The organism is Archangium violaceum Cb vi76 (assembly GCF_000733295.1).
Lineage (GTDB): Bacteria > Myxococcota > Myxococcia > Myxococcales > Myxococcaceae > Archangium > Archangium violaceum.
In genome coordinates this window covers 120,751-142,984 of sequence record NZ_JPMI01000291.1, presented here as the reverse complement: position 1 = coordinate 142,984, position 22,234 = coordinate 120,751, and the positions used below count along the sequence as shown (strand labels likewise).

The window sequence follows — 22,234 nt, the reverse complement described above, 5'->3', positions numbered from 1 at the left end:
CACGCTAGACGGGTTAAACATCCTTTTCCTACACATCAATTATTGATATGTCTTGAGCCGTTCTCGAGAACCTGGGGGCACACATGGGAAACGGCAAGGACATGAAGAAGCGTTTTGGAACGCTGGCGGGAAGCCTGCTGCTGGGCGGACTGATGGCGGGGTGCGGTGCGGAAGTGGCCCCGGAGCAGGTGGAGGGCCAGTTGCAGCAGTTGGCGGAGGCGCCGGCACAGCGCGCCCCCGTGCTGGAGAACCTGGAGTTCATCCCGTCCCAGACGCCCTCGTCCGCCACCCCCGGCCTCCTGCGGGCGCGGCTGGCCAAGGGTGAGCAGGCCACCACCCTCGAGCTCACGGGCGATGACGGCAAGCCGGTGACCCTGAGCGACAACGGCCTCAACGGCGACGAGAAGGCCGGCGACGGCGTCTTCTCCGGCTCCGGTATCGTGGACCTCGACGAGCACCGCAGGACGCAGGAGCGCATCGCCACGTTCCAGAAGGAGACCACCGAGCCGCTCACCGTCGCCACCTTCGATGACCGCGTGCTGGTGCACGAGAGCGCGCTCACCCCGCTGCCGGTGAGCATCTTCACGCCGGGCCAGGTCATTCCCCTGCCGATCTCGGGCATCGCGCGGGCCGTCAATCCCAGCAAGTCCCTCATCATCAACCACCCCTCCGTGGTCGGAGATCCCACCCGCACCTGGAACCCCTGCAACAACTCGGGCAATCCGAACGGTGTGTGGACGTTCAAGCACCTGATGACGGAGATGGCCAACACCACGGCCCCCGCGCCGGCCTTCACCGAGCGCTGGCTGCGGCAGTGGTTGACCTCCCAGACGGTGAACGGGCGGGCCGTGCCGACGCGCCCGGCCATGGCCACGCAGATCCTCAACGCCTGGCCGCGGCTGAGCACGGGTGAGCTGGACCTGAGCCGCTCGCCCTTCAAGCTGGTGGCCATCGTCAACCGGTTGGACCTCGGCCGGGGCAACGGCGGCCCGTACGGCTCCAGCGGCGCGGGCGAGCTGCGCTTCGTCTTCTCGGTGATGAACGCGCAGACCTGTCTGCGGCCCTACAACGGCTTCCTGGTCATCTTCGAGTACGGCGTGCCGAAGAACCAGTGTGCCCAGGTGAAGACGTGGGCCCAGTCCTGGCAGGCCCTGTCCAGTTCGTCGCTGGTCCTGGGCAGCGCCGCCTACAACACGCAGCTGCAGAACCTCACCCAGCAGGTGGTGATGCGCAACATGGCGCCGGGCAAGCCCAACGGCAGCGCCATCAACCAGGTGCGCACCAACGAGATCATGCTCACCACCCCCTGGTGGGAGATGCGTGAGTTCCGCCTCTTCTCGACGGCGGCCAACCCGCGCAACTTCACCACCACCACCCCGGCGCCGGGCCACCTGGTCGAGCACGTCACCGTGCGCACGCCGTTCGACATGTTCAACAACAGCTCGGTGATCACCAACTTCCTGTCGGCCAACAACCCGGCCATCCTCGCCGGCACCCACGACGTGCCCCTGGACTTCGGCGCCGTCACCAACTTCCTGGGGGCCTTCCCGCAGATGCCCACCAACGGCTTCTTCTGGAACGCGCCCAGCCTGACCACGGTGCCCAACGGCTTCAACGCGCGTCACAAGTTCTCGCTGAACACCTGCAACGGCTGCCACGCGAGGGAGACGACCACCAACTTCACGCACGTGGACGCCGCGGGTGCCCTCTCGCCCTTCCTGGCCACGGGCATGGCCAACATGAACACGCCCTACAACGTCACGGACCCGGTGAGCGGCCAGGTGCGCAGCTTCTACGAGATCCGTGAGCGCGCCCAGCACCTGGACAGCGCCGCCAACCAGTCGTGCTTGATCCGCCGCCTGGATCGGCCGGTGTTCTTCGCGCACTGATTCACCTTCCGGGGAGCCGGCCTGGACCTTCGGGCCGGCTCCCTGGATGATTCAGCCCTCCGAGGCGGCCCGCGCGTTGTCGATCATCTCCTGCGTGGGCCAGTACACGCGCATTCCGGTGCCCCGGTCTCCTCCTTCGACCCGGGGCGCCGTGTCGTAGGTGACGACGGCGCTGTTCTCGTCCGCGGGGTTCTTGGGGAACTCCGAGTGGAGCTGGCCCTCGGCGTCGACGGAGAAGGAGATCTCCCGCGCCTGATCGCCGGTGCGGTAGCCCGGATCCAGGGCGGTGTAGCTGACGCTGCCGTCCTCGTTCTCGGTGCGCCCGGTGATGGTGACGAAGTGCATCGAGCCCGGGTTGTCCTCGGTCTGGCCCACCCGCACCTCCATCGTCACGGTGAGGCCCACGTCCAGCGCCTCGTCGATGAGGCCGGTGTCCATGACATTCTGACGGACCTCCAGCGGCACCGCGCCCGCGTTGGCCTGTTCGGTCGTGGCCAGGCCACTGTACTCGTTGTACCCGTTGACCTGGTCCACCCGGGCATCCAGGTCCGCGGGCGTCACGGGGGGGTAGCCATAGGCCTGGAGCGTGTTGGACATGGACATCGCCGAGGAGGTGATGAGGCAACCCACGGCGCCGATGTCGTTCGCATACGCGGGGGTGCCATCGGCGTTGAGCAGAGGGCTCACATTTCCGTTCTCGTCCGTCTGCGTCAGGGGAGTCTGGTTGTTGTTGAGCGGCAGGTTCGCCCACTGCGAGTCCCCTTGCAGATACGGGGGCGTGCGCGCGCCGACGTGCTCCGGCGTGGGGAGTCCGTCCTCGGTGAGAGTGGGCGCCGTGGAGACGGTACCGTCCGGGTTCAGCCTGCCGGGCAGGGGCTGCTGGCCCTCGGGGAGGGGATTGAGCAGGCCCTCATTGATGAAGCCCGCCTGCGGCTCCTGCCCCGGGAGTTGGATGGTGACGGGCACCCACTGATCGCCGAGGTCGTCGACCATTTCCCCCGGCTGGGCGGGGCCGGTGACGAGCACCTGCGTGCCCTCGGGCAGGGCCGTGGGAGTGAGCTTGTCGGACCCCGTCGTCGCCTCCGCGCGCACATTGGCCGAGGCGCTCGTGGTCATCACCACGCCGGTGGTCGCGGGGGGCTGGGGGACGAGGGAGCGGGCTACCTCCGCCATGGCGCCCACCGCCGCGGAGGATATGTTGCCGCCGCTCAGGTCCATCAACGGCTTCTGGAACCGATCGAAGGTGTCCACCGCCGTCTGCGCGGTGTTGCGCACCTGCGGGTTCTCGACCTTCGGGAGGTTCTTCTCCACGGTGTTGCGAGCCACTTGCGCGATCTGAAACAGGGCACGGCCAATGGGGTTGGTCATGACGGCCTCCAGTCGTCACGATTCCATGGCCCAGGTTGCGGAAGCAAATGTGGGTGTCAGGTGAGGACCGTGGTGACGCTCATCGGACCTCGACGAACTTCGTCCCGGTGGTGCCCGCTTGCTCCATGAGCTGCTTGATCCGCTCGGAGACGATGAGCGTTCCCCTCCAGCCCCAGGGACGCAGGACGTGGGTGTACCCTATCTTCGCCGGGTCGACTTTCAGTCCAACGACATTGCGGTACTGACCCACTTTCTTGGGATCCCCATGCCTGGGCTCCCAGAATCGGACCTCCTCGCACCGCTCATCGTCGATGCACCGGATGAGCCGCAATGCGTTGAGGATGAAGTAAGGCTCCGGACGCCCCTCCACCAGGAAAGCTCATGTCATCCCGCAGCTCACGTTCGCCGTCCTGGCGGGTGGAGGCCGTGACGGCTATAGGGGGGCGGCATGGAGAACCGCCCCACCCTGGTCTTCGCTGATGGTGCTTGTTCCGGCAACCCCGGCCCGGGAGGCTGGGGCACCCTCATCGTCACTCCCGATGGCATGGTGACGGAGCTCGGAGGCCACGAGCCGGACACCACCAACAACCGGATGGAGCTGACCGCCGTGGGCAAGGCGCTGCGTCACCTGGAGCGCACCCCGGGGCCCCTGCACATCCACACGGACTCCACCTACGTCATCCAGGGCATCACCCGCTGGGCCTTCGGCTGGAGCCGGCGCGGGTGGAAGACGGCCGACGGCAAAGAGGTGGCCAATGCCCTCTACTGGAAACGGCTGATGGCGCTGCTCGCCCAGCGCAAGCAGGAGCACCCGGGCGAGGCCACCGTGGAGTGGAAGTACGTGCGCGGGCACGCGGGCGTGCCGGGCAACGAGCGGGTGGATGAAATCGCCGTCTGCTTCTCCAAGGGCCGGAGCGTGAAGCTCTACGTGGGCCCGCTCCAGGGCTACGGCGTGGACGTGCACGAGCTCCCCGAGGACATGTCCCTGCCCGAGGAGAAGCCCCGGCAGGGCGAGGGCTCCGCCAAGGCCAAGGCGTATTCCTATCTGAGCGAGGTGGGCAGCAGCGTGAAGCGTCACGCGACCTGGGCCGCGTGCGAGCGCCGGGTGAAGGGCGTTCCCGGTGCCCGCTTCAAGAAGACACGCAGCGAGCAGGACGAGGCGAAGGTGCTGGAGGAGTGGGGCTTCAAGGTCCAGGACGTCCAGTCCGAGGACTGAGCCCCACCCGTCACGGGTTGCAGGTGACGTGGATGTCGTCCATGACGCACGAGCTGCACGTGCTGACCTGGACGAGCACGCCCATGCGGCACTCGAGCCGGCCCTTGCCGTCGGCCGTGCACAACCCGCGGCCCTCGGCGGACGCCGCGCACGCATCCCCCTCGACGTTGCCATTCATGTCGCAGAGGATGTCTTCCCCGGACTCGCCGCACCCCGAGGTCCCCCGGCACTGCAACGCGCGCCAGACCTTGTCACGGCACTCCAGGGCCTCCTTCTCGGAGGAACAGGTGTAGCCCCCCCCCGAGCAGGAGTCGCCCGCCTTGACGCCACAGGCGGACAGCAGGAGGGAGCCGATCATCAACGAGAACAGGACGGAAGAGCGGGTCATCACGGCGCCGGACGATTCCAGGCGCCGGGGGCCCGGTCAACCCATGTCACTCCCCGAGCGTCTCGCGGAAGTACCTTCGGAAGTTGCCCCCGAGGATGCGTTCCACCAGGGCCTCCGGATGGCGGCGCAGCAGGGCCTCGGTGAGCTTGGGCAGATCCGTCACGTCGTGGATGCCCTTGGGCAGCGCCACCATGCCGTCGTAGTCCGAGCCAATCCCCACGCCCTCCTCCCCCATCACTCCCAGCGCGTGCTCGATGTGCCGCACGACGTCGTCGATGGCATCCCCGCCCAGGTACACCGGGGCCAGGATGATGCCCACCACCCCACCCCGCTCGGCGATCCGGCGAAGCACCTCGTCCGAGAGGTTGCGCCACCCGCCTCCCGCCCCGCGCACGCCCGTATGAGACGAGAAGACGCGTGCCGTGGGGTGCGCCAGGATGTCCTCCAGCGTCCGCTCGGAGGCGTGGGCCACGTCCACGCCCATGCCCACCCGCGCCATCTCCTCCAGCACGGATTGGCCCAGCGGCGACAACGGCCGGTTGCCCATCAGCGGGAACGACGAGCCGCCCGCCTCGTTGTTGGACAGGTGGGTGAGCCCCATGAAGCGCACGCCCCGCTGGTGCAGCTCCGCCACGCGCTCCACCTGGCCCTCGATGGCATGCGCGCCCTCGATGCCGAGCACCGCCGACAGCCGCCCCTGGGCGAGGTTCTCCTCCAGCGCCCGCCCCGTGGTGGTGATGCGCACCTGCCCCTCGGAGCGCCGGCAGAACTCCGCCAGCCGGTCCACCTGCCACACCGCGCGCGTCCACTCGCTCTCCCGTGCCTCCTTCGGCCAGCCCCGCCACACGGCGAAGGCCTCGAAGCCTCCGATGAAGGGAAAACCCCGGGTCACGATGGTGAAGCACTGCAGCTTCATCCCCACCTCGCGCAGGCGGGGGAAGTCCACGTGCCCCTCGGAGGAACGCTCGCAGAGGTCCCTGTTCCACATCAGCGAGTCCGCGTGCGAGTCCGCGATGCACCAGCGCCGGTGGAGCTCGAGCACGTCACCCGTCTTGAGAGCCATGGCCGCAGTCTCGGACGTCCCGTCCGCCACGACAAGGACTCCGGAAGGGAACCCTGAACAGACAACGGCCCCCGCCCGGAGGCGGAGGCCTCGTCCCACCGTGTTCCGCGCTACTTGTTCATCATGTTGTCGGTGGACTTCTTCTGCACCTCGATGCTGCGCAGGATCATCTGGCCGCCCTGGCCCATCTCATAGGAGGCGCGGACCTCGTCACCCGGCTTCAGATCCCGCAGCGACATGGTCTGGTTGTCCTTCTTCACCTGGGTCTTCTGGTCGGCGCGCAGCTGCATCCGCTGGTTGTTCTGATCGGGGACGATCAGCACGACAGCGTCCGGGGTCGCCGACTGGATGCGGCCATCCACCATCTGGGCACCGGCCATCGCGCCGCCACCCGTGCCCTCCCGCAACTCCTCCTGCAGTTCCTGGCGCTCCTCCTGCACGTCCTGACGCTGCTCGGCGAGCTCCTGCTGGCCTTCCTGGCGCTCCTCGGCGATCTCGCGCTGCATCTCGCGCTGCTCCTGCTGGACCTCCTGCTGCGCCTGGGCCACGTCCCGCCGCTCCGACTGGACACTGTCACGACATCCCGCCACCAGACCGAGCCCCGCCACCGCCATCACCGCCATCATGAGCTTCCGCATCAGACCGCTCCTTTCGTTGCTCACCCATCGGGAGGAAGCCCCCCGTCGTGTGGCTGGAAACTGGGGACCTGCTTCGCGGGTGCACAGGGCTTGACGGAGCGGAGAACCGGCACAGGGGCAGCGACCCGCCGGTGGAGGGCCCGGCGGGCTGCCTGCTTCTTTCTGGATGGATTCGAGGCTTTTGGGGCTTAGGAACCGCCGTCGGTGCCCGCCGTCTCACAGAAGGGCGCACCGCCCGAGGCCCAGCGGTCGATGAGGTCGCGCTGTTCCTCGGTGGGTTGGGGGCTCGCCGCGGGCGGCGGCATGGTGCGGAAGACGACGGTACGCGCGTGGATGCGGGGCGCCATCAACTGCGCCCCCGCGATGCCCCCATCGGCCTCGTACACGTCGAGCCGGAAGTCCGCGCGGCCACTGCCCGTCGTGGTGGTGCCATGGCACACGGACACGCAGTTGGCCGCGAGGATGGGCTGGATGTCCTGGCACCAGGTGGGCACGGGCCCCGTGTTGGGATCGCTGGTGCCGGGCCCGTTGAGCACCTCGCAGGTGCGCCCCGCGCCCGGACGTGCCGCGACGCAGGTGTAGGGCCGGGGGCAGTCGGACACGGACTCGCACGACTTGCCGGAGAAATCGGGGGCCTCGATGGTGCAGCCGGTGGCCACCACGGCACACAGGCCCAGAAGACTCGGACGCAGGCTCGGGAGGATGCGCTTCATAGGAGAGCCATTAAGTACCACCGTCCGTGCAGAGCGGTGTACCGCCAGCGATCCAACGCCGCAGCAGCTCCCTCTCGGCCTCGGAGGGAGCGGGGTTGCCCGCGGGCGGCATCTCCTGCGTATCCACCGCGCGAGCCTTGATGCGGGCGGCCATGTCCCGGGCCCCGTTCACCCCACTGAGGGCCGCGTACTGGTCGAGCCGGAAGTCCGAGCGTCTGCTCCCGGAGGTGTCGGCGCCATGGCACGAGGCCACGCAGCTGGCCGCCATGATGGGGCGGATGTCCCGGCACCAGGTGGGCACGGGCCCGGCATCGACGGAGCCCGCATCCGTCTCCAGGGGGGCGGGCGGATACATGACCTCGCAGGAGCGCTGCTCCGCGGAGACCGTCACGCAGCGGTAGGAGGCCGGGCACTCGGAGTCGTCCGAGCAGGGACGGCCCGGCCCGGGGTTCTCGGAGAAGAAACAGCCGGAAGCCACCAGTGCGCAGGCGAGTACCCACGAGTTCGAGAAGACGCGCATGGGCCGTGAGGTTAGATGAATTCGGCCCCGTGCTGTAATGTCCCCGGCCTTCTCGTGCGCCGGCCCCCTCCAGACATCCTCTGTGTGAGCGCCATCCTCGTCACCGCCCTGGTGGCGCTCCTGCCGGGCCTGGATCATCCGGGCATCCACAACTGGGATGAGGCCGTCCACCTCGCCGTCTCGCGCGGGCTGATGGACACCCCGCTGCGGCCCCACGTCTACGCCGAGCCCTTCCACCGCCCGGCCCTCGACGATTGGATCAACGGGAGTCTCTGGCTGCACAAGCCGCTCGGCTCCATGTGGTTCGCGGCGCTCGGCATGAGCCTCCTCGGGGTGGGCACGGGGGTGGCCCGTTTCGGCTCCTTGCTCGGCATGGTGGCCGCCGCGCTGGGCGTCTTCTTCCTCATGCGGGGGCCGGCCGGACGCTTCTGGTCCACGCTCGCCGCCTGCACCCTGCTCGTCCTGCCCTTCACCTACGAGCTCGTCCAGGGCTTCATGTTCGGGGACATGACGGACACCACGCTCGCGGGCTGTCTCGCCCTGGCCATGGTGCTGCTCGTCACGTCCGTCCGGCGCGGCTCGCTCCCACTCGCGGCCCTCGCCGGTGTCGCCGTGGGGCTCGGCTACCTGTGCAAGAGCACCCTCGCGCTGACCCCCGTGGGCGTCGCCGGGGTGCTCACCGCGGGCCGGCTGCTCGGGCTCACCCCGGGCCCGAGAATCCGTCAGCTCGCCCTGCTCCTCGTCTGCGCGGCCTCCGTGGCGCTCCCGTGGTCGCTCTACGCGCAACGCGCGTACCCCGAGCTCTGGGCCCTCGAGTCGCACGTCACCCGGAGCCACCTGTTCCTGGACGAGGCCCGGAGGAATCCCTCCATCGTCATGTGGATCCGTCCGCTGGATGCGATCTTCAATGAGATCCACCTGCGCACCCTGGAGCCCTTCCCGGAGGCGCTGCCGCTGCTGGCCGGGCTCTGGCTCCTCTACCGCGCGCTGCGCACCCGCGAGCTCGAGCTCCTCGCGGTGGCGCTGTGGCTGTGGCCCACCTGGCTCGTCCTCTCGTTGGCGGCGGCGAAGGTCCCGGCCACGACCTGGGGCGCGGTGACGGCGGTGTTCTGTGCCCTGGCCCTGCTCCTGCACGACAGCTTCCGCCGCCCGGTGCTCGCGGCGGCCGTGGTGGGCGCGCTCTCCACGCCCTTCCTGCTCCCCAAGCTGGCCTTCCTCGCACCGCTCCGGGCCCGGCTGCCGGAGGCGCTCGTGCAGACCCGGCGCGTCCCCGGCCTCCTCGAGGGCCTCTGCCTCGTCCTCGCGTGCGTGCTCCTCGTGGGCCTGCTGATGCTCGTGGCCCGCGCGCGCCGGCCCCTCACGCTCGGGATGGGGGTGGCGTGCACCGTGCTCGCGCTCTACTTCCTCGCCCCGCGCACCGTGCTCGCGCACCTGAAGATGCGGACCGCCAAACGGGACCTGGGCGAGCGCACCCACACGAAGGAAGCGGGGCTCGCCGCGGCGAAGGTGCTCCCGGACAAGGCGCTCGTCTGGCTGCGCATGGAGTGGGACGCACCCGAGCAATTCGAGCACCTGAACTTCATGTTCTGGAGCGGCCGGATGGCGCACAAGGGCAACCCCCGGCCGGACTGGGGCCTGGCCGAGGGGTACCGCCATTACCTGGCCTCGCCCGCCGCCGAGCCCTTCGCCCCGCTGGAGGTGCCGGCCGGCTCGGCGCTCCGCCTGTACGATCTCTCCACGCCCGCGCCCCCGCCCGAACTGCCCCCGGGAGTGCGACGCCTGGACGTGGCCACCGGCAACATGGTGGTGAGGGGCGTGGCGTTCGTCCGCACCGGCTACGCGCGAGACCGGTGGGCCTTCTTCGTCTCGCCGCGCGGCGTGCCGGAGACGTTGCGCGTCACCTTCCACCTGGGCGGCGAGCGGCGGCAGCTCGTGACCCTCTCGCCGGACGCCGCGCTGCGCCCCCGGGAGTCCTTCCGCGACGTGCCGTGGTTCATCATCCCCGCCCTGGGCCCACGCGCGGAGCAGGTGGAGGCCCTCGAGTGGCCCGGGGCGGCACCGGTCCCCTTCAGCGCCTCGGGACAGGCGGAAGGGAGCGCGGCAGGCGCACCGTGAAGGAGGTGCCCTCGGCGTGGGAGGACTTCACGTCCACGGAGCCCTGGTGGGCACGCGCCACCTGGTCCACGATGTAGAGACCCAGGCCCACGCTGCGCTCCGCCGTGCGGATGCTGCCCTCGCCCCGATGGAGCGGCTGGAAGAGGCCGGTCAGGACGTCCTCGGGAATGGGCGGCCCCTCATTGTGGACCTCGAGCGACACCTCCTGCTCCTCCCCCATCATCATCACCGTCACCGGTGTCCCGACGGGGCTGTACCTCACGGCGTTGGTGAGGAGGTTCGTCACGAGCTGTGACAGGCGATCGCCATCCCACTCCCCCCCGCCGTCTCCGTGCGACGCCACACACAGCGCGCGGTCGGGATGGACCGCGCGCACCTCGTCCACCACCGCATGGACCACGTCGTGCAGATCCACCGGCTTGCGCTCCAGCCGCAGTCCTCCGCTCCAGCTGTCCGCCCCCGTCCCGGGCGAGCAGCAGCTCCGCCCCTCGGGCCTCCAGGGCCTGTTGGATGACCTCCAGGAGAGGCACCAGATGTTCCGGAAGCCACGCGTCATGCGCCAGCAGCTCGGACGCGAGTGCATCGAGACGCCGCAGGTAGCGCCTCTCCCGCTGGCGCTCCTCCAGGGAGTAACCGCTGAAGAGCTCCACGGCGTGCGCCCCCGCGGCGTCCAGCGCCTCGCGGAGCAACTGGAGCTCCGAGGAGGCCGGCCGCTGCTCCGGCGGCAGGTGCTCCCATGAACGGGTGAGGAGGCGGCCGAGGAGGAGGTACTCGTCCACCGTCTCCCGTGGGGTGAAACCCAGGCGCAGGCGCAGCCCGAGGTGCGTCTCCTCCAGGCGCCGCTTCTCCGCCATCGCCTCTGGCCGGGGCCCCTCGCGGAAGAGGGTGACGAGCGTGGCGAGCCAGGCCGGGAGGCAGCCGATGACCTCGTCGGGCCGCAGCCCCCGCGCGCTCTCCAGGGACGCCGATTCCTCGAGGAAACGCTGTACGAGAAGCTCGCGGTTCTGCTCGATGAAATCAGCGATCTTGGACATGTGGGGGGGTTCCCCGCTGGGAGAGGGGCCGGGCGCTACGAGGCGCTCAGCGTGGCGAAACGCGCGCGGCCCACGCTCAGCAGGTAGAGCGCCACCAGGAAGCCCATGGCGCACACCCCCGCCACGTAATGCGCGGGTGCCAGGGGCTGCTCCTTCATCATCAGGGTGACCGCCAGGGGCGTCAGGCCGCCGAAGATGGCATAGGACACGTTGTAGGAAAACGAGAGCCCCGAGAAGCGGACCGCCGCCGGGAAGGCGCGCACCATCACCGTGGGCACCACGCCCACCACGCCGACACAGAAGCCCGCCAGCGCGTACAGCGGCACGAGCTGCTCCGGCGACGAGCCCACGCCGTAATAGAGCCCGTACGTCGCCGCCAGCAGGGCGAGGGTGCCGATCCCCAGCATCCACCCCGTCCCGAAGCGATCCGCGAGCAGGCCGAAGACGACACACCCGACGGTGAGGCTCAGCGTGGCCACGCTGTTGGCCTCCAGCGCCTGGGCCGGAGCGATTCCGTACAGCTTCTGCACCAGCGTGGGCGTCATGAGGATCACCACCACGATGCCGGCGGTGAGCACCCAGGTGAGCAGCATCGACACCGCCACCGAGAGCCCATGGCCGCGCAGCACGGCCTTGAGCGGCAGCTCCTGCACCAGGGCCTTGCGCTGGCGCATCTCCTCGAAGACCGGGGTCTCCGCCAGCCAGCGGCGCAGGAACACGGCGAAGAAGCCGAACACGCCTCCCACCAGGAAGGGCAGTCGCCAGGCGAAGTCCCGCACCGCCTCGGGGGTGTAGATCTTGTTGACCGCCGTGGCCACCAGCGAGCCGATCAGGATGCCGAACGTGAGGCCGGAGGTGAGCGTGCCGCAGGCGAAGCCGACGCGGTGCTCCGGCACGTGCTCGGAGACGAACACCCAGGCACCCGGCACCTCACCGCCCACCGCCGCGCCCTGCATCATGCGCAGCACCAGCAGCGCCAGCGGCGCCGCGTACCCGGCGGTGGCGTAGGTGGGCAGACAGCCGATCAGCAGCGTCGGCACCGACATCATGAACACGCTCAGCGCGAACATGCGCTTGCGGCCACTGCGGTCACCGAAGTGCGCCATCACGATGCCGCCCAACGGGCGCGCCAGGTAGGCGGCCGCGAACAGGCCGAACGACTGCAACTGGCGCAACCACTCGGAGGTTTCGGGCGGGAAGAAGAGCTGCCCGATCACCGAGGTGAAGAACACGAAGATGATGAAGTCGTAGAACTCCAGCGCCCCACCCAGCGCCGCCAGTCCGAGCGTCTTGACGTCCTGGAGGGTGAGCGGGCGCTGCGCGGACGGCGGGAGGGGCTCGTGGGGAGAGGAGGCCTGCATGGGGGCCGAATCAGAGCGTGAGAACCCCGGACCGGGCAAGTCTCCTCTGGCCGCGCTACCACTCGTCATGGTTTGGGCAGCTCGGATCCCGGGCGTCGATCAGCCAAGGCCAGCTCCGTGGGAAGGCGGACGTCATCGGACACTGGACCAACGTGGACGAAGGTGCGCTGAGCGCCGCCGCCCCGGCAGTGGCTCAGAAGTGGAACGTGAGGCTCGCCTTCTCCGCGGCGGGCTCCGGGAGCAGCTCCAGGACCAGCCCGTAGAGGACGGTCGCCCCCGCCATGGCGTAGAGCACGTTGGCGGTGGCGGCGTGGGTGCGGGCCCTGTCGAGCGCGGCGCCGGACTCGCGTGCGGAGGAGAGCGTGCGGGCACGGTTGGCCTCACCCTGGGCGAGGTAGCCGAACGTGGCCCCCCCGATGAGGAACAGCCCCCCGGCGACGAAGGCATACCGGTGGCCATGGAGGCCGGCGGCGCGCGTGGGAGCATCCGCGGTGGGAGTGGGCTCGGCGGCGGAGGCCGGGAGCCCCAGCGTCAGCACCAGGGCACTGGCCACGAGCCTGCTTCGAACGGTGAACATGCCGCGGAGTATAACCAGGGGTGATGCCCGGAGTGCGCGTTGACAGCACAGGGGCGCGCCTGTAGTGCGTCGGGCGCCAGCAGCAGGAGCATCGAGCCGTGACGATCTGGATCAACGGACAGGCACGAGAAGTCCCCGAGGGAATCACCCTGGCGGCGCTGCTCGCCTCGTTGGAGGTGGGAGGGCCGGGGGTGGCGGTGGAGGTGAACGCGGAGGTGGTCCGCCGCGCGCGCCACCCCGAGTACCAGCTGTCCCCGGAGGATCGCGTGGAGATCGTCACCTTCGTCGGTGGCGGATAGAGGAGCGAGCAATGAGCGTGCAGGACAAGCCCCTGGTGATCTCGGGAGTGACCTTCCAATCGCGCCTCATCGTGGGCACGGGGAAGTACCCCAGCCACGAGGTGATGAAGCGGTGCCACGAGGCCTCGGGCGCGGAGATGGTGACGGTGGCGGTGCGGCGGTTGGATCTCGCGGCGAAGGGCGAGGCCTCGCTGATGAGCTGGATCGACCGCTCGCGCATGCGGCTGCTGCCGAACACGGCGCTCTGCTACACGGCGGACGACGCGGTGCGCACCTGCCGGCTCGCCGAGGAGCTGGGCATGAGCAAGTGGGTGAAGCTCGAGGTGCTGGGCGACGAGAAGACGCTCTACCCGGACGTGGAGGAGACGCTGAAGGCGGCGCGCGTCCTGGTGAAGGAGGGCTTCACGGTGCTGCCCTACACGTCGGATGACCCCATCACGGCGCGCAAGCTGGAGGACGTGGGGTGCGCGGCGGTGATGCCGCTGGCGGCGCCGATCGGCTCGGGGCTGGGCATCCGCAACCCGCACAACATCCGCCTCATCCGCGAGACGGTGAAGGTGCCGGTGATTGTAGACGCGGGCGTGGGCACGGCGTCGGACGCGGCCATCGCCATGGAGCTGGGCGTGGACGCGGTGCTGATGAACACGGCCATCGCGGGCGCGAAGGATCCGGTGCGCATGGCGCGCGCCATGAAGCTGGCCATCGAGGCGGGCCGCGAGGCCTTCCTGTCCGGCCGGATTCCGCGCAAGGCGTATGCGTCGGCGTCGAGCCCGCTCGAGGGGCTCGTCGAGTAGTGACGCTTCGAGTGACGCCTCGGGTGATGGTCATCACCGACTGGCGCCTGCCCCGGGAGCGGCTGTTGGCCGCGCTGGAGCGGGCGCTGGAGGTGGGGCCCCAGGTGGCCGTGCAGCACCGTCACCCGGAGGCCACGGCGCGCCAGTTCCTGGAGGAGGCCCGGCTGCTGGCCGGGCTGTGCCGGGCGCGAGGCAATCCCCTCTACGTCAATGGCCGGTTGGACGTGGCCCTGCTCGTGGGAGCGCACCTGCACCTGCCCGCGGCGGGCCTGACGCCGGAGGATGTTCGTCCGCACCTGCCCCCGGGAAGGCAGGTGAGCGTGGCGGTGCACGACGAGCGGGAGGCGCGCCGGGCCGTGGGCGCGGACCTGGCGCTGGTGAGCCCGGTGTTCCCGCCGGGCTCGAAGCCGGAGGACACGCGGCCCACGCTGGGGCCCGAGGGTTTCCGAAGGCTGGCGGCGGCCCTGCCCTGCCCCGCCCTGGCGCTCGGAGGCATCACGCCGGAGCGGGCCGCGCTGCTCGGGGAGGCAGCGGGCTTCGCGGTCATCTCGGCGGTGCTGGAGGCCGATGACCCGGGCGCCGCCACGAGGGCGCTGTGCACCCTCCCCTCTCCCTCTGGGAGAGGGACGGGGTGAGGGTCTTCCCCCAGGACACCACGCCCCCGGTATGCTGGGCCCCGTGAGCCCTCCCCCTTCGGATCTGCGTCCCCTCGCCGTCGGTGAGATCATCGACCGCGCGGCCACGTTCTGGCGCAAGCACTTCAAGACGCTCTTCCTGCTGAGCCTCGGCTTCAACCTCGTCTCGTACATCCTGACCAAGGCCCTGCAACTGACGGCACAGCGGAACCTGACGATGATCCAGGCGGCCGTGCGGGACGGAGACATGTCGGTGCTGGCGGCCGAATACTCCCGCTTCCTGTTGATGCTGACGGCGACCCTGGGCGTCACCTTCTGGCTCTACTCGCTGAACACGCTGGCGGTGTCCCGGTACGTGGTGCCCACGCAGCTCGGGGAACCCACGCGCCCGTCGGATGGGATGCAGCGCGCGCTGAAGCGGGTGGGCACGTTCACCGGGGCGTACCTGCTGTCCCTGCTCTGGGCGGTGGGCGCCATCCTGCTGCTGATGCTACCCGGCGCGCTGCTCGCGGGCGTGGGCGGGGCGATCGTGCTGAGCACGCAGGGAACGATCTCGGGCGTACGGGTGCTCGGATGGATTTTGCTCGCCGGTGGCCCCATCCTCGCGGGGCTCGGGATGGTGGGCGGACTCCTCTGGTACCTGCTGCGCTTCTCGCTGCTGGCGCCGGTGATGGCCATGGAGGATCTCCCGGCGGTGCCCTCCTTCCGGCGCTCGGGGGCCCTGCTCTCGGGACGGGTGGGGCCGGGCTTCACCGGGCGTGTGACGGTGCGGGCGATGATCCTCGTCACCGTGGTGTCCATCATCCTGATCGCCGTGAGTGTCCTGTGCGGACTGCCCGCGCTGATCATCCAGTTCATCCATGGCAGCGCGCTCGACCCGGCGGCCAACCCGGCGCCGCAGTCGCTGCTGGTGCCCGCGGAGCTGCTGCAGGTGGTGGGCCAGGCGGTGTTCAACCCGCTGGGACTCGTCGTCTACGCGTTGCTCTACCTGGACATGCGCGTGCGCCGGGAGGGGTTGGATCTCGAGAGGCGCCTGGAGGCGCGATGATGTCCGGGCTGGTGCTGCTGTGGCTCGCGGCCCTGCCGTGCGAGAACGCCACGAGCGAGCTCCAACAGCTCACGGAGCTGGCCAGGGGCGAGCCGGCGGCGATGGCCGCACACCTCGATGCACTGGAGCAGCGCTGGGAGCTGCCCCTGCGGGCACCGGGCGATGAGACCTCCGCGGCGCGAGCGGAGACGGCGGCCCGGCGCATCCAGGCGGCCTGCGCACCGCCCGAGGTAACACCAATTGCACCAGCGCCCCGGACCACGGATGCGGCCCGGCTCCAGGAGATCCTCTCGCGGCCCGAGTTCGCCCAGGCGAGGCAACGCCAGGGCGACGTGCTCCAGCGGCTGATGCGGGAGCTGAGGGCATTCCTGGAGGAGCTGCTGATGACGCGCGAGGCGCAGGGCTTCGCGACGAGCACGCGCACGGTGGTGCTGGGACTGGGCTTCGCGGCGGTGCTCTTCGCGGTGCTGCGCCTGCGCCACTGGCGGCGGGCCCCGGTGCGCCGGGAAGCGGACGGGCAAACGGGCCCGGCGGCCCTGGAGCTCGACTCCCCGGGTGAGCACCTGACGCGGGCGCGAGCGGCGCTGAGGACCCGGCCGCGCGAGGCGATCCGGGAGGGCCTGCTGGCGCTGCTGTCCTCGCTGGAGGCGAAGCGGCTGGCGCGGCCGGACCGGGTGAAGACGAATCGCGAGCTGGTGGGCGAGCTGCCCGGACGGGGAGCCTCCACGCAGCTCACGGGCGAGGTGGAGCGGCTGATGCGTTGGTACGACCAGGCCTTCTACTCGCTCGAGCCGGTGCCGCCGGAGGACGCGGCGCGCTTCGTGGACGACGTGGAGCGGCTGCACCAGGGGCTCGCGGGAGCGGTGGCATGAAGGTCTCTCGGACGGCGATCATCTACGGCGTGCTGGTGGCGTTGGCGCTGGGACTGGGGCTCGCGGTGAACCAGTCCCCTGCCCCGTCGCCGGTGCCCTCGGTGGACAACCCGGGGGCCATGGGAGTCCGAGCGCTGTACCTGTACCTCGAGGAGTCGGGCGCCCGGGTGTCGGCACTGCGGGAGGCGCTCGATGGACCGGGGCTCCCGGACGGCATTCGGACGGTGGTGGTGGCGGCCCCCTCGGGACGGCCCGTGACGGAGGAGGAGGCCGGCGCACTGCGGAGCTGGGTCTCCCAGGGCGGGACACTCGTCTATCTGGCGTCGAGGGAAGCGAAGGCGAAGCAGCCCCAGTTGGACGGCTGGCTGCGGCTCTCGGAGGGCCCGATGCTGACACCGGACTCGGAGGGGCTGCCGCCGAAGGAAAAGGATCTCACGGGGACGACGGTGCGCGTCTGGGTGCCGGTGGGCCCGATGCGAGGCCTGGAGCGATTCCGCGTGGCGCTGGACCGGGGCATCACGGTGGAGCGGCCGGAGGCGGTGCCACTCGCCGGAGCGAAGGGCGTGGCGGTGGTGTGGCGGGTGCCCGAGGGACGCGGCGAGGTGTACGTGCTGGCGGGAACGGACCTGGCGGAGAACCGGCGGCTGGAGCTGCTGGACAACCTGCGCTTCTGGGACGCACTGGCGGCGCGCGGGCCACTCGCCTTCGACGAGTACCACCATGGTGTGCCACCGAAGCCGGAGCCCCCCTCGGCCCGGGGCCTGTGGGTCTTCGTGGCGCAGGGCCTGCTGGTGGGGCTGATCTACGCGGTGTCGCGCGGGACGCGCTTCGGCCCACCGCGGCCGCTGGTGGTGGAGAAGCACCGCTCGGCACTGGAGTACGTGCGTTCCCTCGGCTGGCTGGCCCGGCGCTCGAAGGTGGAGCGCGAGCTGGTGCCCGAGCTGGCGCGGCAACTGCGGCGGCACATGCACGAGCGGCTGGGCATTCCCCTCACCCTGCCGGAGGACGAGGCGGCGCGGATGCTGGAGCGGAGCTGCGGGCTGCCCGCGGCGGACTACCTGGCCACGAGGGAGGACCTGGTGCGCACGATGGAGCAGCGGGACATCCGGCCTTCCGACTACGCGAGGCTGGCGCGCCAGTATGCGCGCCTCGAGAACCTCATCACGGGCCGGTGAGGGTCTTCACCAGACGGAAGACCCTCACCCTGACCCTCTCCCAGAGGGAGAGGGGACATCGGCTACTCCTTGGCCGCGAAGAAACCGGCGGCACGCAGCAGCCGCAGCGCCGCGAGCGACGTCTGCAGACGCTCGGAGATGGCACCCACCTCGGCGCCCGTCAGCGCGGAGTTGGCGTCCGCCACCTCGAGGTACGTGGCCACACCCGCCTTGAAGCTGATCTCCGTGAGACGCTGCGTCTCACGCGCCAGCCCCAGGGCCTCCTCGGCCTTGGTGAGGTTGGCCTTGGCGTTCTCGTACTCCAGCTGCGCGCGGGACACCTCCTCCACCGCCCGGGCCTCCGCCTGCTTCTGCTGGGCCGACGCCTCGGCCACGCGGGCGGACTCCTCGCGCAGGTTGATCTCCCGGATGCCGCCGTCCCAGAGCGTCCACTGCGCGCTCAACGACAGCGCCCAGATGTCGTTCTGTCCGGCGAAGCCCGCGGCGTTGCTGACCCGGTAGAGACCGGAGAAGCCCACCGAGGGCGCATAGGAGAACCACACGCCGCTCTTGCGGCCCATTGCCAGGTCCAGGTTGCGCCGCGCGGCGGCCACGTCCGGCCGCTGATCCAGCGCCTGCTTCACCAGGTCCTCGCCCTCAGTGGGCACCTGCGGCACCGGCGGCAGCTCCAGCGTGAAGTCCGCGTCACGCTGGATGAGCGTGGCGAGCGCCAGCCGCGAGGAGGCGAAGGCATTGCGAGCCCGCACCAGATCCTGCTCGGCACGCGTCCGGTCCAGCTGCGAGCGGAGCAGCGCCACCTTCGTCACCGTGCCCGCGTCGAATCGCTTCTGCGTGTCCGACTCGCGCGCCTTGTTCACATCCAGGAGGAACTGCGTGGCGCGGATGGACTCCTGGAAGCTGGCGGCGCCGAAGTAAGCCTGGGCCACGGCGAAGAGGATCTCCCGCCGCGCGTTGTCCGTGTTCAGTTCCGCCACGTCCTCGGCGATCCCCGCGTTGCGGATGGCGGGCCAGAGCGACGGGGCGATGATGGCCTGCCGGATCTCCGCCTGCGCGGAGAGCTGATCGAACGGCTGGATGACGATCTGCGGACCACCCGGCAGCGCCACCACCGCTTCATTGGAGTTACGGGTATAGGTGGCGCCCACCGAGATGGAGGGCAGGTACGCGGCCCACGCCCTGTTGGACAGGAGCCGGGACTGCTCCAGCCGGGCACGCGCCACCTTCAGGTCCAGGTTGTTCTGGCGCGCCGACTGAAGCGCCTCTTCCAGGGTAAGCACCGGCGTCGCGGCGCTCACCGTCAGCGTCATTGCGAGCAAGGCGATCATGCTGCCTCCGAATCATGTGCCGGGCGCAGCTCGGCGAGCGTGTCGCCGCCATAGGCACGGGCCACCTCGGCCTCACCCGTCTCCTCGGGCGAGCGCTTGGAGGCGAACTTCCGGCCGAACCACGCCGAGGCGTCGTCGAACAACGAATAGGCCACTGGCGTCACCAGCAGCGTGAGCACCAGCGACAACGTCTGACCACCCACCACCACGCCGGCCGTGGCCTGGTTGAAGCTCGCGCCCACGCCCTTGGAGAGCAGCAGCGGAATCATGCCCGCCACGAACGACAGCGTGGTCATGAGGATGGGCCGCAACCGGTCCTTGCTGCCGTGGATGATGGCCTCCAGCCGGTTCATGCCCTCGCGCCGGAGCTGGTTGGTGTGGTCGATCTGCAGAATCGAGTTCTTCTTCACCACGCCGAAGAGCACCAGCAGACCCAGCATCGAGTACATGTCGAGCGACTGCTTGAACACCAGCAGGGAGATCAACGCGAACGGGACGGTGAGCGGCAGGGACAGGAGGATGGTGATGGGGTGGATCCACGACTCGAACTGCGCGGCGAGGATCAGGTACATGAAGATGAAGGCCAGGCCGAACGCCAGGGCGAAGTTGCCCACCGTGCGGCCGATCTCGCGGGACTGACCCGCGGGCCTCGCCGCGTAGCCGGCCGGCAGCTTCGACTCCGCGATGATCTTGTCGAACTGCTCCACGATCTGACCCGTGCTCACGCCCGGGGCGGTGTTGGCGGAGAGCATGATCTGCCGCTGGCGGTTCATGCGGCTGATCTGCGAGGGACCTTCCTCCTGCTGCAGGTTCACCACGTCCGACAGGGGGACGGAGCCGAGCCGGGCCGAGGGCACGGTGAGCTGGCGGATGTCCTCCATGCTGGCGCGAGCGGACGGCTCGGCGCGCAGCCGCACGTCGTACAGGTTGCCATTCTCCACGTAGGTGGACACGTCGAGGCCACCCACCACCATCTGCAGCGTGGCGGCCACGTCGGGCACCTGCACGCCCAGGTCCGCGGCGCGGGAACGGTCGATGTACGCGCTCACCTCGGGCTTGCCGATGATGAGGTTGCTGTCCGCGTCCACCACGCCGGGAACCTGCTTCAGCTTGCCCAGCAGAATGGAGGCCTGCTTGCCCAGCTCGTCGAACTCGGGACCCGTCACCACGTACTGGACGGCCGCCTGCGTCCCCGCACCGCCGAAGAGCGGCGCGTTGGACACGCTCACCCGGTACGCCTTGGGCATCTTGGAGGTGATCTCATTGCGCACCTTGTTCATGATCTCGTCCTGGGTGGCCGCGCGCTGATCCGGGTTGACGATCTTCACGAAGATGCCGGCCACGTTGGGCGTCTTGTCCGCGCCCTCGCCGATGGTGACGAGCGTGGAGGTCACCTCGGGAATCTTCTCGCGCATCTCGCGGGCGACCCGCTCGGTCACCAGGAGCGTGGAGTCCAGGCTGGTGCCCTCGGGCATGCGGACGCTCACCTGGAACTGGGCCTCGTCGCTCTTGGGGAGGAAGCCCTTGGGGACGGCGCCCATGAGGGGGCCGCACGAGCCGAGCGTCACCACCGAGGCCACGACGGCCACCCAGCGGTGCGCCATCACCCAGCGCAGGGCGCGCTCATAGGCCCGCTCCATGGGCATGTAGACGATGTCCGTGGCACGCTCCAGCAGGGGCTTGCGGTGATGACCCCCGTGCTCGGAAGTCGCCGCGCCACCCAGCCAACGCGCGCACAGCATGGGCGTGAGCGTGAAGGACACCAGCAGCGACACGGCGATGGAGGCGCCCATCGTCAGGCCGAAGCTGCTCAGGAAGCGCCCGGGCATGCCGCCCATGAAGGCCACCGGGAGGAACACCGCGAGCAGCGACAGCGTGGTGGCGAGCACCGCGAGGCCGATCTCCTTGGTGGCCAGGATGGCGGCCGGGAAGGGCTTGAGCTTCTTCTCGTGGATGAAGCGGTGGATGTTCTCCAGCACCACGATGGCGTCGTCGATGACGATACCCACCGCCAGCGCGAGCGCCAGAAGACTGATGCTGTTGAGGTTGAGGTCCAGGTACTTCATCACCGCGAAGGTGCCGATGATGGACGTGGGGATGGCGAGCGCGGCGATGATGGTGCTGCGCCAGCTTCCGAGGAACAGCAGCACCACCAGCGCGGCGAACAGACCCCCCAGCAGCAGGTGCTCCTGCACCGCGTGCACGGCGGTGAGGGTCGTCTCCGAGTTGTCGCGCACCACCTGCAGCGAGTAGCCCGGCGGCAGCATCGGCGTCAGATCCTTCACGCGCCGGAGCACCTCGGCCACCAGCGACACCGTGTTCTCACCGGACTGCTTGCGGATGGACAGCAGCACGGCGGACTTGCCATCGCGCATGGCGGCCGTCTCCGCCTCCTGCTCACCATCCTCCACCCGGGCCACGTCCTTCACGCGCAGGATGTGGCCATTGCTCTCGCGCAGCACGAGGTTGCCCAGCTCCTCCACGCTCGTGACACGCCCGCGCAGACGCAGGGTGAAGCGCTGCGGGCCCGTCTCGATGCTGCCACCGGGCAGCGACATGTTCTGCGAGGCCAGCGCGGCCTGCAGCTGTCCCGCGCTCACGCCCGCCGCGCGCATCCTCGCCGGGTCCATCCACACGTTCACCTGACGCTTGCGGCCACCGATGAGCGTCACCTGGCCCACTCCCGGCACCGTCTCCAGCCTCCGGCGCAGCACGCGATCCGCGTACTCGGTGATCTCCCGCACCGGCTTCTCCGCCTGCACGGACAGGATGATGACTGGCACGGCGTCCGGATCGAACTTCTGCACCAGCGGCGTCTCGGCGTCCCGCGGCAGTTCGTAGGTGATCTGATTGATGCGGTCGCGCACCTCCTGCACGGCCACATCCACGTCCTTCTCCAGGACGAACGTGATGACCACCGTGCTCACGCCCTCGGAGGTCGTGGAGTTCATCTCGTCGATACCCGAGATGGTGTTGACCGCCTCCTCCACCTTCTCGGTGATGTCGATCTCCATCTCCTCGGGGGCGGCGCCACGCATGACCGTGTTCACCACCACGACGGGGAAGTCCACCTTGGGGAAGCGATCGACGTTGAGCTTCATGTAGCCGGCGCCGCCGACCACACAGATCAGCAGGATGAGCACCGACGCGAAGACGGGCTTACGGACACAGATACTCGCGAGCCATTGCATGTGCGGTGCCCTC

22 protein-coding genes are annotated in these 22,234 nt (G+C 69.7%); 10 read left to right on the top strand and 12 right to left on the bottom strand.

The annotated features are described in order from the left end of the window. The first annotated feature begins 83 nt into the window (after positions 1-83). The gene (locus tag Q664_RS40345) at positions 84-1,889 is read left to right on the top strand and encodes a choice-of-anchor X domain-containing protein (protein WP_052519266.1); all 1,806 of its coding nucleotides are present in this window, start codon (positions 84-86) and stop codon (positions 1,887-1,889) included. A 51-nt stretch (positions 1,890-1,940) separates the two neighbouring features. Here Q664_RS40345 and Q664_RS40340 read toward each other — a convergent pair whose 3' ends face one another. Both Q664_RS40340 and Q664_RS40335 read right to left on the bottom strand, forming a co-directional pair. Further along, on the bottom strand, positions 1,941-3,257 hold the full coding sequence (locus Q664_RS40340; protein ID WP_043408762.1) for a hypothetical protein: 1,317 nt from the start codon (positions 3,255-3,257) through the stop codon (positions 1,941-1,943). 79 nt (positions 3,258-3,336) lie between these two features. Further along, on the bottom strand, positions 3,337-3,627 hold the full coding sequence (locus tag Q664_RS40335; RefSeq protein ID WP_052519265.1) for an imm11 family protein: 291 nt from the start codon (positions 3,625-3,627) through the stop codon (positions 3,337-3,339). Between the two features lie 78 nt (positions 3,628-3,705). Between Q664_RS40335 and Q664_RS40330 the strand changes: the two genes are divergently transcribed. Further along, positions 3,706-4,473 carry a ribonuclease H1 domain-containing protein gene (locus tag Q664_RS40330; RefSeq protein ID WP_043408757.1) on the top strand — a complete coding sequence of 256 codons (768 nt, stop codon included), beginning with the start codon at positions 3,706-3,708 and terminating at the stop codon, positions 4,471-4,473. 10 nt (positions 4,474-4,483) lie between these two features. Here the strand turns inward: Q664_RS40330 and Q664_RS40325 are convergent, their stop codons facing one another. From Q664_RS40325 to Q664_RS40305, 5 genes are all read right to left on the bottom strand, one after another. Continuing rightward, positions 4,484-4,861: a hypothetical protein gene (locus tag Q664_RS40325; protein WP_043408755.1), complete on the bottom strand. Its 378-nt coding sequence runs from the start codon at positions 4,859-4,861 to the stop codon at positions 4,484-4,486. 46 nt (positions 4,862-4,907) lie between these two features. Continuing rightward, positions 4,908-5,924: a dipeptidase gene (locus Q664_RS40320; protein ID WP_043408752.1), complete on the bottom strand. Its 1,017-nt coding sequence runs from the start codon at positions 5,922-5,924 to the stop codon at positions 4,908-4,910. Positions 5,925-6,034: 110 nt separating this feature from the next. Then, a complete protein-coding gene (locus tag Q664_RS40315) occupies positions 6,035-6,562 on the bottom strand; it encodes a hypothetical protein (protein WP_043408749.1) in 528 nt (175 codons plus the stop codon). 188 nt (positions 6,563-6,750) lie between these two features. Further along, a complete protein-coding gene (locus Q664_RS40310; RefSeq protein WP_043408747.1) occupies positions 6,751-7,275 on the bottom strand; it encodes a hypothetical protein in 525 nt (174 codons plus the stop codon). A gap of 10 nt (positions 7,276-7,285) precedes the next feature. Next, the gene (locus Q664_RS40305) at positions 7,286-7,795 is read right to left on the bottom strand and encodes a hypothetical protein (protein WP_043408745.1); all 510 of its coding nucleotides are present in this window, start codon (positions 7,793-7,795) and stop codon (positions 7,286-7,288) included. Positions 7,796-7,849: 54 nt separating this feature from the next. Between Q664_RS40305 and Q664_RS40300 the strand changes: the two genes are divergently transcribed. Next, positions 7,850-9,910 (top strand): ArnT family glycosyltransferase, encoded by a 2,061-nt coding sequence (locus tag Q664_RS40300; protein WP_052519264.1) that lies wholly within the window; start codon positions 7,850-7,852, stop codon positions 9,908-9,910. On the opposite strand, the gene Q664_RS40295 is transcribed toward Q664_RS40300, so the two are convergent. Next, complete coding sequence (locus Q664_RS40295; protein ID WP_152622618.1) at positions 9,864-10,466, bottom strand: sensor histidine kinase; 603 nt, start codon at positions 10,464-10,466, stop codon at positions 9,864-9,866. The two genes, Q664_RS40300 and Q664_RS40295, sit on opposite strands and share 47 nt — an antisense overlap. Here Q664_RS40295 and Q664_RS58460 point away from each other — a divergent pair. Further along, positions 10,444-10,650 (top strand): hypothetical protein, encoded by a 207-nt coding sequence (locus Q664_RS58460; protein ID WP_152622617.1) that lies wholly within the window; start codon positions 10,444-10,446, stop codon positions 10,648-10,650. The two genes, Q664_RS40295 and Q664_RS58460, sit on opposite strands and share 23 nt — an antisense overlap. Positions 10,651-10,979: 329 nt before the next feature. Here the strand turns inward: Q664_RS58460 and Q664_RS40285 are convergent, their stop codons facing one another. Both Q664_RS40285 and Q664_RS40280 read right to left on the bottom strand, forming a co-directional pair. Then, positions 10,980-12,305 carry an MFS transporter gene (locus Q664_RS40285; protein ID WP_043408741.1) on the bottom strand — a complete coding sequence of 442 codons (1,326 nt, stop codon included), beginning with the start codon at positions 12,303-12,305 and terminating at the stop codon, positions 10,980-10,982. Between the two features lie 193 nt (positions 12,306-12,498). Next, positions 12,499-12,882: a hypothetical protein gene (locus Q664_RS40280; protein WP_043408738.1), complete on the bottom strand. Its 384-nt coding sequence runs from the start codon at positions 12,880-12,882 to the stop codon at positions 12,499-12,501. Between the two features lie 98 nt (positions 12,883-12,980). Here Q664_RS40280 and thiS point away from each other — a divergent pair, with 98 nt between their 5' ends. Genes thiS through Q664_RS40250 form a run of 6 tightly spaced genes read left to right on the top strand, consistent with a single transcriptional unit; the run spans position 12,981 to position 17,705 of the window. Beyond that, positions 12,981-13,181, top strand: coding sequence for a sulfur carrier protein ThiS (thiS, locus tag Q664_RS40275; RefSeq protein ID WP_043408735.1), 201 nt, complete (start codon positions 12,981-12,983; stop codon positions 13,179-13,181). An 11-nt stretch (positions 13,182-13,192) separates the two neighbouring features. Further along, the gene (locus Q664_RS40270) at positions 13,193-13,975 is read left to right on the top strand and encodes a thiazole synthase (protein ID WP_043408733.1); all 783 of its coding nucleotides are present in this window, start codon (positions 13,193-13,195) and stop codon (positions 13,973-13,975) included. After that, a complete protein-coding gene (locus tag Q664_RS40265) occupies positions 13,975-14,610 on the top strand; it encodes a thiamine phosphate synthase (RefSeq protein WP_235217070.1) in 636 nt (211 codons plus the stop codon). Before Q664_RS40270 ends, Q664_RS40265 begins: the two co-directional genes overlap by 1 nt. Positions 14,611-14,653: 43 nt before the next feature. After that, positions 14,654-15,658, top strand: a complete 1,005-nt coding sequence (locus tag Q664_RS40260; protein WP_235217069.1) for a hypothetical protein — start codon at positions 14,654-14,656, stop codon at positions 15,656-15,658. After that, positions 15,655-16,530, top strand: coding sequence for a DUF4129 domain-containing protein (locus tag Q664_RS40255; protein ID WP_043408728.1), 876 nt, complete (start codon positions 15,655-15,657; stop codon positions 16,528-16,530). Before Q664_RS40260 ends, Q664_RS40255 begins: the two co-directional genes overlap by 4 nt. Continuing rightward, complete coding sequence (locus Q664_RS40250; protein ID WP_043408726.1) at positions 16,527-17,705, top strand: DUF4350 domain-containing protein; 1,179 nt, start codon at positions 16,527-16,529, stop codon at positions 17,703-17,705. Before Q664_RS40255 ends, Q664_RS40250 begins: the two co-directional genes overlap by 4 nt. 62 nt (positions 17,706-17,767) lie before the next feature. Here the strand turns inward: Q664_RS40250 and Q664_RS40245 are convergent, their stop codons facing one another. Beyond that, entirely contained in the window at positions 17,768-19,030 is a 1,263-nt protein-coding gene (locus Q664_RS40245; RefSeq protein WP_043408723.1) for a TolC family protein, read from the bottom strand. Next, positions 19,027-22,221, bottom strand: coding sequence for an efflux RND transporter permease subunit (locus tag Q664_RS40240; RefSeq protein ID WP_043408721.1), 3,195 nt, complete (start codon positions 22,219-22,221; stop codon positions 19,027-19,029). Before Q664_RS40240 ends, Q664_RS40245 begins: the two co-directional genes overlap by 4 nt. Positions 22,222-22,234: the final 13 nt, after the last annotated feature.

What these genes read in the sequence shown, in the direction of transcription:
- Q664_RS40345 (WP_052519266.1), top strand. Translation starts at nt 84, where the DNA reads ATGGGAAACGGCAAGGACATGAAGAAGCGTTTTGGAACGCTGGCGGGA.
- Q664_RS40340 (WP_043408762.1), bottom strand. Translation starts at nt 3,257, where the DNA reads ATGACCAACCCCATTGGCCGTGCCCTGTTTCAGATCGCGCAAGTGGCT.
- Q664_RS40330 (WP_043408757.1), top strand. Translation starts at nt 3,706, where the DNA reads ATGGAGAACCGCCCCACCCTGGTCTTCGCTGATGGTGCTTGTTCCGGC.
- Q664_RS40325 (WP_043408755.1), bottom strand. Translation starts at nt 4,861, where the DNA reads ATGACCCGCTCTTCCGTCCTGTTCTCGTTGATGATCGGCTCCCTCCTG.
- Q664_RS40320 (WP_043408752.1), bottom strand. Translation starts at nt 5,924, where the DNA reads ATGGCTCTCAAGACGGGTGACGTGCTCGAGCTCCACCGGCGCTGGTGC.
- Q664_RS40315 (WP_043408749.1), bottom strand. Translation starts at nt 6,562, where the DNA reads ATGCGGAAGCTCATGATGGCGGTGATGGCGGTGGCGGGGCTCGGTCTG.
- Q664_RS40310 (WP_043408747.1), bottom strand. Translation starts at nt 7,275, where the DNA reads ATGAAGCGCATCCTCCCGAGCCTGCGTCCGAGTCTTCTGGGCCTGTGT.
- Q664_RS40305 (WP_043408745.1), bottom strand. Translation starts at nt 7,795, where the DNA reads ATGCGCGTCTTCTCGAACTCGTGGGTACTCGCCTGCGCACTGGTGGCT.
- Q664_RS58460 (WP_152622617.1), top strand. Translation starts at nt 10,444, where the DNA reads ATGTTCCGGAAGCCACGCGTCATGCGCCAGCAGCTCGGACGCGAGTGC.
- Q664_RS40295 (WP_152622618.1), bottom strand. Translation starts at nt 10,466, where the DNA reads ATGACGCGTGGCTTCCGGAACATCTGGTGCCTCTCCTGGAGGTCATCC.
- Q664_RS40285 (WP_043408741.1), bottom strand. Translation starts at nt 12,305, where the DNA reads ATGCAGGCCTCCTCTCCCCACGAGCCCCTCCCGCCGTCCGCGCAGCGC.
- Q664_RS40280 (WP_043408738.1), bottom strand. Translation starts at nt 12,882, where the DNA reads ATGTTCACCGTTCGAAGCAGGCTCGTGGCCAGTGCCCTGGTGCTGACG.
- Q664_RS40270 (WP_043408733.1), top strand. Translation starts at nt 13,193, where the DNA reads ATGAGCGTGCAGGACAAGCCCCTGGTGATCTCGGGAGTGACCTTCCAA.
- Q664_RS40255 (WP_043408728.1), top strand. Translation starts at nt 15,655, where the DNA reads ATGATGTCCGGGCTGGTGCTGCTGTGGCTCGCGGCCCTGCCGTGCGAG.
- Q664_RS40250 (WP_043408726.1), top strand. Translation starts at nt 16,527, where the DNA reads ATGAAGGTCTCTCGGACGGCGATCATCTACGGCGTGCTGGTGGCGTTG.
- Q664_RS40245 (WP_043408723.1), bottom strand. Translation starts at nt 19,030, where the DNA reads ATGATCGCCTTGCTCGCAATGACGCTGACGGTGAGCGCCGCGACGCCG.
- Q664_RS40240 (WP_043408721.1), bottom strand. Translation starts at nt 22,221, where the DNA reads ATGCAATGGCTCGCGAGTATCTGTGTCCGTAAGCCCGTCTTCGCGTCG.